The following is a 13,288-nucleotide window of genomic DNA, read 5'->3' as shown; positions in this document are numbered from 1 at the left end:
TGCTTCGTCGGTGATGTCGGTGCCCACGGAGACTGCCCGACGGCCCAGATCGGTGACCTGCTTGGCCACCTCGTCGACGCGTCGCTGGAGGCTTACGGCAAGGTCGACGTCCTGATCAACAACGCGTTCCGAGTGCCGTCGATGAAACCGTTCGCCAACACCACCTTCGAGCACATGCGCGATGCCATCGAGCTGACGGTGTTCGGCGCGCTGCGGATGGTGCAGGCCTTCACGCCGGCCCTGGCCCAGAGCAAGGGCTCTGTCGTCAACGTGAACTCCATGGTGGTCCGCCACTCACAGGCCAAATACGGGGCGTACAAGATGGCCAAGTCGGCCCTGCTGGCCATGTCGCAGACCCTGGCCACCGAGTTGGGTGACCAGGGAATCCGGGTGAATTCTGTTCTGCCCGGCTATATCTGGGGCGGCACGTTGGAGAGCTACTTCACCCACCAGGCCGGCAAGTACGGCACCACCGTCGAGGAGATCTACAAGGCGACGGCGGCGTCGTCCGACCTCAAGCGGCTGCCGACCGAAGACGAGGTGGCCTCGGCCATCCTGTTCATGGCCAGTGATCTGTCCAGTGGTATCACCGGCCAGGCTCTGGATGTGAACTGTGGGGAGTTCAAGGCATGAGCGCGACCCGCGAAGGCGACGACGAGTGAGGATCGCAGCGAGGTACGAGCGAGGACCGGAGCGAGAAGGAGTCGAGCCATGAGTAGCGCCCGGACGAACGTGGGCACCATCGAGGATCTGCACGCCTCGGCCACAAAGGCCTGCGGCCTGGAGGATTTCGGCTCCGACGACGACAACTACCTCGAAGCGCTCGGGGTGTTGCTGGAGTCTTATCAGCGCGACGCCGATCTGACCGAGCTCGGCAGCAAGATGCAGCGCTTCTTCACCCGTAACGCGCTGGTGGCCCGGCTTGTCTCGGAGGCCGCGTTCAAGCAGTACCCGCAGCATGTCGACGTACCGATCGAGCGGCCGATCTTCGTCACCGGTCTGCCGCGCACCGGGACTACGGTGATCCACCGGTTGCTGGCGGCAGACCCGATGCACCAGGGCCTTGAGATGTGGCTGGCGGAGTTCCCACAGCCGCGGCCGCCGCGCGAAACCTGGCCGGACAACCCGGTATTCAGCGCACTCGATGCCCAGTTCAAGAAGGCTCACGAAGAGAACCCGGATTACACGGGTCTGCACTACATGACCGCCGATGAGGTCGAGGAGTGCTGGCAGTTGCTGCGCCAGTCGTTGCACTCGGTGTCCTACGAGACGCTGGCCCATGTGCCGACCTACTCGCAGTGGCTGGCGCGGCAGGACTGGACCAAACCGTATCAACGGCACCGCCGCAACCTGCAGTTGATCGGTCTCAACGAGCCCGAAAAGCGCTGGGTGCTCAAGAATCCCAGCCATCTGTTCGCCCTCGATGCGCTGTTCGCGACGTATCCGGACGCCTTGGTGGTCCAATGCCACCGCCCGGCGGAGACGATCATGGCCTCGATGTGCTCACTGTCTCAGCACACCACCGAGGGCTGGTCCAATACGTTCACCGGAAACGTGATCGGCGAAGACGCCATGGAGACCTGGTCGCGCGGGCTGGAGTTGTTCAACGCCGAACGGGCCAAGCATGATTCGGCCCAGTTCTGCGACGTGGACTATTTCGAGTTCATCAAAGATCCGGTCGGCGCGGTCGAGGGTATCTACCGCACGTTCGGCCTGGATTTCACCGACGCCGCGCGACAGGCGATCGTCGACAGTCACACGGCCAGCCAACAGGGGCCGCGTGCACCGAAACACACGTACTCACTGGCCGATTACGGATTGACCGCCGAGACGGTCAAGGAGCGGTTCAAGGGCCTCTAGTCCTCCCGCGAACAGACATAAACCCGTAGCTTTTCACGCAGAAAGCTACGGGTTTATGTCTGCTCGCGGAGGAAAGTCAGCCGTCGCCCGGGGAGGGGGCGCTGGAGATCTCCTCCAGACACCCCTCGGCGACGGCATGTTTGATGCTGTCGGTCAGCCGAGGGCAGGACCGAGCCCGGGCCGGATCGCCACCGGAGGCCCGGATCTCTTCGAATGTTGCGCAGCGCTGCACTGCTTCGGAATTCCACTGCACCGAGGTGTGTTCGGCGCTGAGCTTTTTCACCTGCACCGACACGTGACAGAACCGGCAGTCCACCGACACCAGGCCGGACGTCAGATAGCGCTCGCGATCGCGGGCACTGGCCTCCCGCACGGCGGCGGCGCGGGCCGGGTCGGATGCGAAATCCGGTGCCTTGGACCACGTTCCAGAGGACGGCCCACCGCCGTGTGAGTGGTGCTCGTCGTCGTCGTGGCCACCGTGGAGCAGCAGCATCGAGCGGGCCATCTGGTCCACATCGGGGGTCTCGACCCGCTCGTTGCGTGCTGCCATCAGCTCGACTGCTCCGCCGATTCCTTCTGCGCGGCTTGGATCTTGAGGTTCTCCTCGACCTCCACATGCCACTTCTCGTTGGCCGCGGTGGTGTCGATCTCCATCTCGAACCGGTCGGTCATATCAGATGTCACGTCCGCCACATCTACATAAAACTGCTGATACCAGCGGCGCATCTGGTAGACCGCGCCGTCCTCTTCGACCAGCAACGGATTGTCGATGCGGGTCTTGTGCTTCCAGATCTCGACATCCTGGAGGAAGCCCTTGGAAACGCCGTCGGTGAACGCCACCGCGAGCTTCTCGGTGGTCTTGTCGTCGAGTCCCTTGGGCTTCTCGACGATCACGCCCCACTGCAGCACGAACGAATCCTGGGTGACCGGGTAGTGGCAGTTGATCAGGATCGACTCGGCCTTGAAGCCGCCGTAGTTGTTGTGCAGCCAGTTGATCATGAAGGACGGGCCGAAGTACGACGCCTCGGAGTCGAGGTGGGCCTCACCGTAGGTGGTGCCCATGTCGCTGATGTCGGGCCGGCCGACATTGTGCAGGTACTGCGAGGCGATGTGGCCCTCGAAGACGTTCTTGAAGTACGTCGGCAGGCCGTAGTGGATGTAGAAGAAGTGCGCCATGTCGGTGACGTTGTCGATGATCTCGCGGCAGTTGCTGCCTTCGATGAGCATCGTGTTCCACTTCCAGTCCGTCCACTCGCCGCTGGACCACTCCGGGATCTCGGGGATCCGGACTTCTTCGGCCGGTGGGTTGCCTTCGTGGTCGTGCCAGACGAACAGCAGGCCACCACGCACGTCGGTGTGCCAGGCCCGGGTGCGGGCCAGCCGGGGGGTGCGCTTGGCGTAGGGGACGAGCTTGCACTTGCCGTCGCCGCCCCAGCGCCAGTCGTGGAACGGGCAGGCCACCTCGTCGCCCTTGATCGTGCCTTGCGACAGGTCACCGCCCATGTGGCGGCAGTAACCGTCGAGGATCTTCAGATCGCCCTTGGAGTCGGCGAACACGACCAGCTTGGTGCCGAATGCCTCGATGGCGTGCGGCTGACCGTCCTGGTAATCCTTGACCGGTCCCAGGCAGTGCCAACCCCGCGCGTAGCGGTCTGGCAGGGCGCCGGTGTCGATCTCTCTGATGCCGGCATGTTCGGTAGTCACGGTGGGCCTCCCGTATCTGTGCTCTCTAACTAGAACACGTTACAGTTTTTCGGTCCCTTCTGGCAATCACCAGGGCGTGACCTGCGGCATACCCTTAGTGAGCGTGGGCTACTCCCGCTCCGGAAGACCGTTGCGCAGAGCAATCTGTTGCATGCGGCCGACGGCGGCCACTGTCTGCGGAGACACCGGATCGTCGGGGTTGCTGTCGAATTCCAGGCGCACCACCGCGCGGCCCTGGGTGTACATCAGCAATGTCACCGCCTTCGAGTTGTCGGGTGCCATCCCCGAGATCACGGTGCCGCCCGAGCCGATCGGTACCGGCTGCGGCGGGCCCCCGGTCACCATGGTGCTTACGGCCGCGGACGCCTGCTTGAGCGTGGCCGAGGCGGTCTCCGCATCCGGGTAGATCAGGACGGTGTCCGCGATGGCCCGGGTGTCATCGGCATTGACGAACAGGGCGCTGGCCCCGTCCTGACCGTCCGGGTTGTTCTTGGTGGACCGCGCGCTGAAGACTTCCGGCGGGATGCTCACGTCCTCGGCCTGCAGGAGCAGGTAGCTGTAGTCGAACGCCTGTGATTTCGGCGACTTGGTCGCCGTCGTGCTCGACGACGGGGGTGGCGTGGCCACCCACGGGGAGGTCGGCGAATCGGCGGACGGGGTGCAGGCGCCGGCCGTGCCGACGACGGCTGCGGCGAAACCGATGGTGAGCAGTGATCTGAGGCGAACGGTTGTCGTGGGCGGCATAGTTACTGTTCAAGGGTACTCGTCGCCGCGCCGACGCCGATTTCCTGCGGTATATCTGGACGATGCCGCTGTTTTCCTTCGAGGGCCGCGCGCCCGTGGTCGACCCCACCGCATTCGTGGCCCCGACGGCGACCTTGATCGGTGATGTGACGGTCGAGGCCGGTGCCTCGGTGTGGTTCAACGCCGTGCTGCGAGCCGATTTCGCGCCGATTGTGATCCGGCAGGGAGCCAACGTTCAGGACGGTTCGGTGCTCCATGCGCCACCGGGCATCCCGGTCGATATCGGACCCGGCGCCACCGTGGCCCACATGTGCGTGGTGCACGGCGTGCATGTCGGTGAGGAGGCGTTGATCGCCAACCACTGCACGGTGCTGGACGGCGCGGTGATCGGCCGGCGCAGCCTGATCGCCGCACATTCACTGGTGATCGGCGGCACCAAGATCCCCGACGAGGTGCTCGTGACCGGCGCACCCGCGAAGATCCGCGGACCGATCGCCGGTACCGGTGCGCAGACGTGGGTGCAGACGAATCCAGCGGCGTACCGCGAGTTGGCGCAGCGCTACCTGACGGGCCTCACCGAGCTCTAGCTTGGTTGCGGCCCGTCAGCTCAGTCCTGCCAGCCGGAGTGGATGTAGGTGTCGGCGAACCGCTTGAGTGAATCCTGTTTCTTCTCCAGCGGGGCATCGAAGCCCAGGCCTTCCAACATCCACGGAATGACGATGTTGTCGGTGATGCCGGCCGCGGCCAGCTCACGGTGCCCGTCGAGGTCGAACTTGTCGATGCACACCGCCTGGAATTCGAACGGCTCGTCAGCCCGGCCGTATTCGGCCCGCAGCGTGTTGATCGCCGTGACCGTCTCGGCCAATTGGGCGCAGGTCATCATCGCGGACGTCCAGCCGTCACCGACGCGGGCCGCCCGTTTGAGCGCCACCGGCGTGTGCCCACCGACGTAGAACGGCACCGGCGCCGACGGCGCAGGGCTCATCTGCAGGCGCTCGAAATCGTAGAAGTCGCCGTGGAACTCGACCATGCCGCCGCCGAGCACGAGTTTGAGGACCTCGATCATCTCGTCGACACGCGCGCCGCGCTTGGCGAACGGCACCCCGCACCACTCGAATTCCTCGGGAGCCCAACCGATCCCGACGCCGAAACCGAACCGGTTGTTCGTCAGGTTCGCCACCGAGCCGACCTGGCGGGCCAGCAGCAGCGGATTACGCGACCCAAGCTTCATCACGTTGGTGTAGAACCGCAACGTCGAGGTCACCGCCCCCATGGACGCCGCCGCGATCAGCGGGTCCACCCAGGGGGTTTCGGCATTCCACATCCGCGAACCATCCGGGGTGTACGGATAGTCCGCGGCCTGCTTCTCCATGTAGAACAGTGAGTCGGGCAGGGCGATCGAATCGAACCCGACTTCCTCGGCGGTGCGGGCCAACCCGGTCAGGTGCTCCAGTGGCCCCATGGCCACGCTGAGCGTGTACTTCATCTTCACCGGATCAGGCACCCGGCTTGGCCGAAGGCTTGTCGGGTTTGTCGGAAGAAACCACCCACATGGAGTAGTACTGTGCGCCACCGCCGTAGGCGTGGCCGAGTGCCTTGCGTGCACCCTCGACCTGGTGATCGCCACCCTTGCCCATCACCTGGATCGCCGATTCGGCGAAGCGGATCATGCCCGACGCGCCGATCGGATTCGAGCTCAACACGCCACCGGAGGGGTTGAACGGGATCTTGCCGCCGATGGCCGTCTCGCCGGCCTCGGTGAGCTTCCAGCCCTCGCCCTCGGCGGTGAAACCGAGGTTCTCCAGCCACATGGGCTCGTACCACGAGAACGGCACATAGACCTCGGCCACGTCGATCTCGTCGATGGGGCTGGTGATCCCGGCGTCGCGCCACAACGCGGCGGCCGCGTCGCGACCGGCCTGCGGGTTCACCTGATCGCGGCCGGAGTAGGCCAGCGGTTCGGTGCGCAGCGCGGTGGCGTGGATCCAGGCGACGGGATGACCGTCGGCGATCCGAGCGTCGGCCGCATCTTCGTTGCCGATCACCAGCGCGGCGGCACCGTCGGAGGACGGGCAGGTCTCGTCGAAACGGATCGGATCCCACAGCATCTGCGAGGCCATCACCTTCTCCAGGGTGATGTCGGGCTGATGCAGGTGCGCCAGGGGGTTCTTGGCACCGTTGAGCCGGTCCTTGACCGCCACCATCGCGCCGATGTGCTCGGGAGCGCCGGAGCGGCGGATGTAGGCCCGCACGTGCGGGGCAAAGTATCCACCGGCGCCCGCACCGACAGGCTTGGTGAACGGCACCGGAATGCTCAACGCCCACATGGCATTCGATTCCGACTGCTTCTCCCAGGCCATGGTCAGCACCCGGTTGTACTTACCCGACTTGACCAGGCTGGCGGCCACGATCGCGGTCGACCCGCCCACCGAGCCGGCGGTGTGCACGCGGATCAGCGGCTTGTTGGTGGCGCCGGTGGCGTCGGCCATGAACAGCTCGGGCATCATGACGCCCTCGAAGAAGTCGGGTGCCTTGCCGACCACCACGGCGTCGATGTCGTCCATCGTCGAGCCGGAGTCGGCCAGCGCCCGGTCGATGGCCTCACGGACCAGGCCGTTCATCGACACGTCCTGGCGTTTGGCGACGTACTTGGTCTGCCCGGTGCCCAGTACCGCAGCGAGTTGTGCCATGACTATTTACCCTCCAAGACCGCGACCAGATTCTGTTGCAGCGCAGCGCCACTGGTGGCGTGGGCCAGCACGCGCCCGGCCGAGCCGTTGAAGATGTGCTGTGCGGCGAAGCCGATACGTTCCAGGCCGGCCGAGAACATCGGATTCGCCGCCAGAGCGCCACCGGACGGATTCACCTTGGTGTTCGCGCCCAGACCGATCGCCTCGGTGAGGATCAGGTGCTGATGGGTGAACGGAGCGTAGATCTCGGCCACCTCGATCGAGCTGACGTCACCGCCGGCGGCGGCCTGGGCCGAGGCAGTCGTCGAGGTCGAGACGGTCAGATCGCGCGCGCCCAGCATCGGGGTTTCGATGCGATGCTCGAAACCGGTGATCCAGGCCGGGTTTTCGCGAAGCTCGCGGGCCCGGTCACCGGCAGCCAGCACGATGGCCGACGCGCCGTCGGTGATGGGGGCGATGTCGTGGCGACGCAGCGGGTCGGCGAAGAACGGACGGTCCAGCAGGTCCGAGACGGTTCCGGTGACTTCTTCCTTGTCGGTGCGGCCACCGGCGGCGTAGGAATCCAGTGCCACCTGGGCCATCTGCTCGGCCGTCCACTTGCCGGCGTCCAGCCCGAACCGGGCCTGAAGTCCGGCCATCGAGACGGCATCCGGCCACAACGGCGCGACGGTGTACGGGTCGGTCTGCAAGGCGAGCACGCGGCGCAGCACACCCGCCGAGGACTTGCCGAAACCGTAGACCAGCGCGGTGTCCACCTCGCCGGTGAGGATCTTGATGTAGGCCTCGTACAGCGCCCACGCTGCGTCCATCTCGACATGGGACTCGTTGATCGGCGGCACGGCGCCGATCGAGTCGATCGCGGAGATGAACGAGAAGGCCCGGCCGGCAAGGTAATCGGATGAGCCCGAGCACCAGAAACCGATGTCGGTCTGCTGCAGGCCGAGCTCCTCGTAGAGGCTGGCAAAACACGGCATCAGCATCTCGACGCCGTTGGTGGTGCCATCCGTGCGGCGCACATGCGGAGCATGCGCGAAACCGACGACGGCTACGTCACGAAATGTCATGAGTTCCCTTTACAGGTGGTGCTTGTAGCTGTCGTAGTCGGCGTCGGGCTCACCCGTCGGCCGGAAGTGCGAGATGTTGTCGATGCCGAGGCCCCACTCCTCCTGGGGTTTCCACACCGCCTCCACCCGCATGCCCATCCGCACCTCGGACGCGTCGATGTCGGTGACCAGGTGCAGGAACGGAATGTCGGCGCCGTCGAGCAGCACATACGCCGCGACATAGGGCGGCTTGATCCGCTGACCGGCGAACGGGATGTTGATGATCGCGAAGGTGGTGACGGTGCCCTTGTCGACCAACTCGACGAACTGGTCGAGCTCCTTGCCGGTGGCCGGATCGGCCTCTTTAGGCGGGAAGTACACCTTGCCCGAATCGCCGGAGCGGGCGCCCAGCAGCTTGCCCTCACGCAACCCGCGCAGGTACGTGCTCTCGGGCCGGGAGGCGGTGTGCTGGATCTCGATGGCCGACGGCACCACGAGCATGGTCACCGGATCGCGGTCATCCGAGCTTTCCGGTACGTCTTCGGGGGTGTCACCGAGGGAGAAGTACGCGATGTCGGTGATCGCGCCGACCGGCTCGTCGACCCAGTGCGCATGCACGCGGGCACCGGTGGCCAGCTCGCCTTCTGCTGCGTCGACCGCATGCAGCAACGGCGTATCAGCGCCGTCGAGCTTGATCAACGCCCAGGCGAACGGCCGGTCGAGCGGCTGGCCTTCCAGGGGCTCGGGCTGCCACGTCCACGACAGCACGGTGCCGACGCTGGCGACCGGGACGACCTCGGTCAATGCCTCGTAGGTGACCGGGTCATACTCAGCAGGTGGCACGTGCACGCGTCCGTCCGACCCGCGCACGCCGACGATCCGGCGCTCACGCAGGGCAGTGAAGAACTGACTGAGCAGAGGCCCAACTGAACGGGTGTAGTCAAACGACAGTTTCAGTGGCGCGGAAAGTGGCGGCTCACGGTGATCTGTCGAGGCCGGGCGGCTTTGGCTGGCTGTCACACATCGAGTAGAACAGGTTCTAAGAATCGTCGCAAGGACGTGTGGGAAGGTCATCTAAATGAAGCTCGGTTTGCAACTCGGTTACTGGGGCGCTCAGCCGCCGACCAACCACGCCGAACTCGTCGCCGCGGCCGAGGAAGCGGACTTCGACACCGTCTTCACCGCGGAGGCCTGGGGATCGGATGCCTACACCCCGCTGGCCTGGTGGGGACGCGAGACCACCCGCATGCGGCTGGGCACCTCGGTCATCCAGATGTCGGCCCGCACGCCGACGGCCTGCGCGATGGCCGCCTTGACGTTGGATCACCTCTCCGGCGGCCGCCACATCCTCGGTCTCGGCGTCTCGGGCCCGCAGGTGGTGGAGGGCTGGTACGGCGCGAAATTCCCCAAGCCGCTGGCCCGCACCCGCGAGTACATCGACATCCTGCGCCAGGTCTGGGCGCGCGAGGCGCCGGTGCGCAGCGACGGCCCGCACTATCCGCTGCCGCTGACCGGTGAGGGAACCACCGGGTTGGGCAAGAACCTCAAGCCGATCACCCACCCGCTGCGCGCGGACATCCCGGTGATGCTGGGCGCCGAAGGTCCCAAGAACGTTGCGCTGGCCGCCGAGATCGCCGACGGCTGGCTGCCGATCTTCTACTCGCCGCGCATCGCCGGGATGTACAACGAATGGCTGGACGAGGGGTTCGCCCGGCCCGGCGCCCGGCGCACCCGGGAGACCTTCGAGATCTGCGCGACCGCGCAGGTCGTGGTCACCGACGACCGGCCCGCGATCATGGAGCTGATGAAGCCGCACCTGGCGCTGTACATGGGCGGAATGGGTTCGGAGGACACGAATTTCCACGCCGAGGTCTATCGCCGCATGGGTTACGCCGAGGTCGTGGACGACGTCACCAAGCTGTTCCGCAGTGACCGCAAGGATGAAGCGGCCAAGATCATCCCGGACGAGCTGGTCGACGACTCCGCGATCGTGGGCAACCTCGATTACGTCAAGGAGCAGATCAAGGCGTGGGAGGCCTCCGGCGTCACGATGATGGTGGTCGGCGCCCGCTCCGTCGAGCAGATCAAGGACCTGGCCGCGTTGGTATAGGCCACGCCGACCCTTCCTGGCGACCGGTCTAGCCGAAATCCAACCGGACGATCGTCGGCTGTGCCGACCTCAACAACGGAAGCTGTTGCGCCGCCTGCAAAACTCCGTTGAAGATGCGCCCCCGACCGCGGGGGAGCGGCAGGTTCTGCACTGCCCGGACGCCGGGCACGGTGTCGACCAGGCCCGCTGCCTCGGACGGGGACATGTTGAAGGGCATGGGTGGCATCCGGTATTGCCGCGAGGTGCGTATCCCCTTGCGCGCCCACGCGGCAAGCCAAGCCGGCGGCAGGTCGAACATCATCTGACCGCCGGCGAATCGTTTCGCGCATGCACGAATCAGCCCCATCGCTTCTTCGGGCTCCAGATACATCAGGAGCCCCTCGGCCGTGACGAACACGCCGTCGCCTGGGTCCACCTCGTCCATCCAGCTGAAGTCCAGTGCCGACTGTGCGCAGACGGCCACGCGGTCCGAAGGCGGCAGGAGTTTGCGGCGTAGCTCGATCATCGGCGGTAAATCGACTGTCAGCCAGCGGAAATCATGTCCGACACCGGCCGTGTCGAGCCGATGGAAGCTGGTCTGGAACCCCTCTGCCAACGCCACCACCGTGGCTTTCGGATGGTCGCGTAGGTAGGCGCTCGTGGTCATGTCGAAGAGCAAGGCGCGCAGCGCCACGTCTTGGCGCCGAGGCGACCCGAACTTGGCGAAATCGCAATCGATCGAGTCGAACAACTGCACCGCCACGGGATCATCGATGATGCGGTCAGGACGCCTTGCCTCGTGCGCGCGCATCTGCAGCGTCAACAGGGCCGTCTCGGCGACGTCGCTCAGATCAACCGTGGCACGGGGAGCCGGTGACGAGTTCTCGATCACCGACCCGAACTTACCTCACCGGGCCGACCTCACACTCGGTCGCATTGGCCTCGGTCTGACGAGTAGACACTTCCTTGCAAGCTGTCTACTCGAGGTTCTAGATTTATGGCGTGAGTCACAGCGCTCCTGCCTCCGGGCCCTCGCAACACACTGTTGCCGGCACGGTGCTGACCATGCCGGTGCAGATCCGCACCGCCGAGCAACACATGGCGATGTTCTCGGTGGACGCCGCGGCCGCGCAGCGGATGATCGACTACAGCGGGCTGCAGGTCTACCGGTACCGGCCGCACCGCGCGATCGCCGTGCTGATGCTGATGCGCTACATCGACGGCGACCTGGGGCCGTACCTGGAGTACGGCACCAATGTGATGGTCAACCGGCCCGGCTCGCGCGAAACCGGCTTGCGCGGCTTCGGTTCGGCCGGCGCCTTCGTGCACCATCTGCCCGTCGACGGTGAGTTCACCCTGCAGGCCGGCCGGCAGATCTGGGGTTATCCAAAGGTCTTGGCGGACTTCGCCCTTCGTGAGGGCAAGCCGTTCGGCTTCGAGGTGAGCATCGACGGCCGGCTCGCGGTCGGTATGGAGTTCAAGCCCGGCCTGCCGGTGCCGTCGGCGTTCACCGCCAAACCGCAGGTGCAGTCCACCTACTCACATCTCGACGGGGTGTTGCGCGAAACCGAGGGGACGATGCGGCTTTCCGGTGTGCGCTACCGCCCGGGTGGGGTGCGAATCCGGCTGGGGGATCACCCCTACGCCGAGGAACTCGCCGCGCTGGGCCTGCCCAAGCGGGCGTTGCTGTCCGGCTCGGCCCGCAATGTGCAGATGACTTTCGCTGACGCCAAGGAGATTCCGTGACCCAGGTTCTGCTCAAGCCCGATGTCGATCTGACCAACGGCACGTTCTATGCCGACGGCGGCGCCCGCGAGGCCTACCGCTGGATGCGGGCGAATGAGCCGGTGTTCCGCGACCGCAACGGCCTGGCCGCGGCCACGACGTACGCCGCGGTGATCGATGCCGAACGTAACCCCGAGCTGTTCTCCAGCACCGGCGGGATCCGCCCGGACCAGCCGGGCATGCCGTACATGATCGACATGGACGATCCGGCACATGTGTTGCGGCGCAAGCTCGTCAACTCCGGATTCACCCGCAAACGCGTCATGGACAAGGTGCCGTCGATCACGAGCCTGTGCGACACCCTGATCGACGCGGTGTGTGAGAAGGGGGAGTGCGACTTCGTCCGCGACATCGCCGCGCCCCTGCCGATGGCGGTGATCGGCGACATGCTCGGAGTGCTGCCCACCGAACGGGACCTGTTGCTGCGGTGGTCCGATGAGCTGGTGTGCGGGCTGTCGTCGCACCTGGACGAGACGGCGATCACCAAGATCATGGAAACCTTCGCCGCCTATACCGCCTTCACCATGGAGGTGATCGCCAAACGGCGCGCAGAGCCCAACGACGATCTGTTCTCGATCCTGGTCAACGCCGAGGTCGAGGGGCAACGGATGTCCGACGACGAAATCGTCATGGAGACACTGCTGATCCTCATCGGCGGTGACGAGACCACCCGCCACACCCTCTCCGGCGGCACCGAGCAACTGCTGCGCCATCGTGACCAGTGGGAGACCTTGGTGGCGAACCGCGACGCGCTCCCCGGGGCGATCGAGGAGATGCTGCGCTGGACCTCACCGGTCAAGAACATGTGCCGCACCCTCACTGCTGACACCACATTCCACGGCACCGAGCTCAAAGCCGGCGAGAAGATCATGCTGATGTTCGAATCGGCCAACTTCGACGAGACGGTCTTCGAGAATCCCGACGAGTTCCGAATCGACCGGAATCCGAACAGCCACATGGCCTTCGGGTTCGGGACGCACTTCTGCCTGGGCAATCAGTTGGCCCGGCTGGAACTGCGGCTGATGATCGAGCGGCTACTCACCCGTCTGCCCGACCTGCGTCTGGCCGACGACGCGCCGTTGCCGTTGCGGCCGGCCAACTTCGTCAGCGGTCCGGAATCGATGCCGGTCGTGTTCACCCCGACCGCTCCGGTGGGAGCCTGACCGGCAGGTCCTGTGAATCCCTGTGTCCTACTTAAGTATCGGCTGTGCAAGCTGGTTCACAGGTTCCGCCTAGCTTGTCTAATTAGATAGTCTTTCGAAATCGGGGATGACGCGACGATCGAAGGGCGCACGCTATGGCACGACATTTACCTGGGCGAACACTGCTGGGCGGGATGCTGGTGAGCGGAGCGCTGCTGGCCGGTGCGGTGG

At 65.4% G+C, this 13,288-nt stretch carries 14 protein-coding genes; 6 read left to right on the top strand and 8 right to left on the bottom strand.

The features are described 5' to 3' along the window. A partial coding sequence (locus tag A5733_RS23880; protein ID WP_198938919.1) for an SDR family oxidoreductase occupies window positions 1-633 on the top strand: 633 nt, incomplete at its 5' end. Between the two features lie 78 nt (window positions 634-711). Then, entirely contained in the window at window positions 712-1,860 is a 1,149-nt protein-coding gene (locus tag A5733_RS23875; protein ID WP_067773161.1) for a sulfotransferase, read from the top strand. A gap of 76 nt (window positions 1,861-1,936) precedes the next feature. Here A5733_RS23875 and A5733_RS23870 read toward each other — a convergent pair whose 3' ends face one another. The 3 genes from A5733_RS23870 to A5733_RS23860 all read right to left on the bottom strand — a co-directional run bounded on the left by A5733_RS23870 (window position 1,937) and on the right by A5733_RS23860 (window position 4,308). Continuing rightward, a complete protein-coding gene (locus tag A5733_RS23870; protein ID WP_076241901.1) occupies window positions 1,937-2,410 on the bottom strand; it encodes a hypothetical protein in 474 nt (157 codons plus the stop codon). After that, window positions 2,410-3,564, bottom strand: coding sequence for a Rieske 2Fe-2S domain-containing protein (locus A5733_RS23865; protein WP_076241900.1), 1,155 nt, complete (start codon window positions 3,562-3,564; stop codon window positions 2,410-2,412). Before A5733_RS23865 ends, A5733_RS23870 begins: the two co-directional genes overlap by 1 nt. Before the next feature lie 108 nt (window positions 3,565-3,672). Next, window positions 3,673-4,308 (bottom strand): hypothetical protein, encoded by a 636-nt coding sequence (locus tag A5733_RS23860; protein ID WP_076241899.1) that lies wholly within the window; start codon window positions 4,306-4,308, stop codon window positions 3,673-3,675. Window positions 4,309-4,370: 62 nt separating this feature from the next. Between A5733_RS23860 and A5733_RS23855 the strand changes: the two genes are divergently transcribed. Continuing rightward, the gene (locus tag A5733_RS23855; RefSeq protein ID WP_067772957.1) at window positions 4,371-4,895 is read left to right on the top strand and encodes a gamma carbonic anhydrase family protein; all 525 of its coding nucleotides are present in this window, start codon (window positions 4,371-4,373) and stop codon (window positions 4,893-4,895) included. Window positions 4,896-4,915: 20 nt separating this feature from the next. Here the strand turns inward: A5733_RS23855 and A5733_RS23850 are convergent, their stop codons facing one another. Genes A5733_RS23850 through A5733_RS23835 form a run of 4 tightly spaced genes read right to left on the bottom strand, consistent with a single transcriptional unit; the run spans window position 4,916 to window position 9,061 of the window. Beyond that, window positions 4,916-5,794 carry a TIGR03619 family F420-dependent LLM class oxidoreductase gene (locus A5733_RS23850; RefSeq protein ID WP_233152772.1) on the bottom strand — a complete coding sequence of 293 codons (879 nt, stop codon included), beginning with the start codon at window positions 5,792-5,794 and terminating at the stop codon, window positions 4,916-4,918. Between the two features lie 10 nt (window positions 5,795-5,804). Beyond that, window positions 5,805-6,998, bottom strand: coding sequence for a thiolase domain-containing protein (locus A5733_RS23845; protein WP_067772960.1), 1,194 nt, complete (start codon window positions 6,996-6,998; stop codon window positions 5,805-5,807). Window positions 6,999-7,000: 2 nt separating this feature from the next. Continuing rightward, window positions 7,001-8,062: a thiolase domain-containing protein gene (locus A5733_RS23840; protein WP_076241897.1), complete on the bottom strand. Its 1,062-nt coding sequence runs from the start codon at window positions 8,060-8,062 to the stop codon at window positions 7,001-7,003. A 9-nt stretch (window positions 8,063-8,071) separates the two neighbouring features. After that, window positions 8,072-9,061, bottom strand: coding sequence for a Zn-ribbon domain-containing OB-fold protein (locus tag A5733_RS23835; RefSeq protein WP_067772963.1), 990 nt, complete (start codon window positions 9,059-9,061; stop codon window positions 8,072-8,074). Between the two features lie 58 nt (window positions 9,062-9,119). Here A5733_RS23835 and A5733_RS23830 point away from each other — a divergent pair, with 58 nt between their 5' ends. Next, a complete protein-coding gene (locus A5733_RS23830) occupies window positions 9,120-10,151 on the top strand; it encodes an LLM class F420-dependent oxidoreductase (RefSeq protein ID WP_067772964.1) in 1,032 nt (343 codons plus the stop codon). Window positions 10,152-10,179: 28 nt separating this feature from the next. On the opposite strand, the gene A5733_RS23825 is transcribed toward A5733_RS23830, so the two are convergent. Continuing rightward, entirely contained in the window at window positions 10,180-10,941 is a 762-nt protein-coding gene (locus A5733_RS23825; protein ID WP_082957805.1) for a class I SAM-dependent methyltransferase, read from the bottom strand. A gap of 254 nt (window positions 10,942-11,195) precedes the next feature. Here A5733_RS23825 and A5733_RS23820 point away from each other — a divergent pair, with 254 nt between their 5' ends. Continuing rightward, window positions 11,196-11,876 carry an acetoacetate decarboxylase family protein gene (locus A5733_RS23820; protein WP_067773137.1) on the top strand — a complete coding sequence of 227 codons (681 nt, stop codon included), beginning with the start codon at window positions 11,196-11,198 and terminating at the stop codon, window positions 11,874-11,876. Then, window positions 11,873-13,078 (top strand): cytochrome P450, encoded by a 1,206-nt coding sequence (locus tag A5733_RS23815; RefSeq protein WP_076241896.1) that lies wholly within the window; start codon window positions 11,873-11,875, stop codon window positions 13,076-13,078. Before A5733_RS23820 ends, A5733_RS23815 begins: the two co-directional genes overlap by 4 nt. Window positions 13,079-13,288 lie beyond the last annotated feature (210 nt).

This window comes from Mycobacterium sp. NS-7484, assembly GCF_001953975.1.
Taxonomy (GTDB): Bacteria; Actinomycetota; Actinomycetes; order Mycobacteriales; family Mycobacteriaceae; genus Mycobacterium.
Note: the sequence above shows the minus strand (reverse complement) of the source record. Positions and strands in the feature narration are given on the sequence as shown.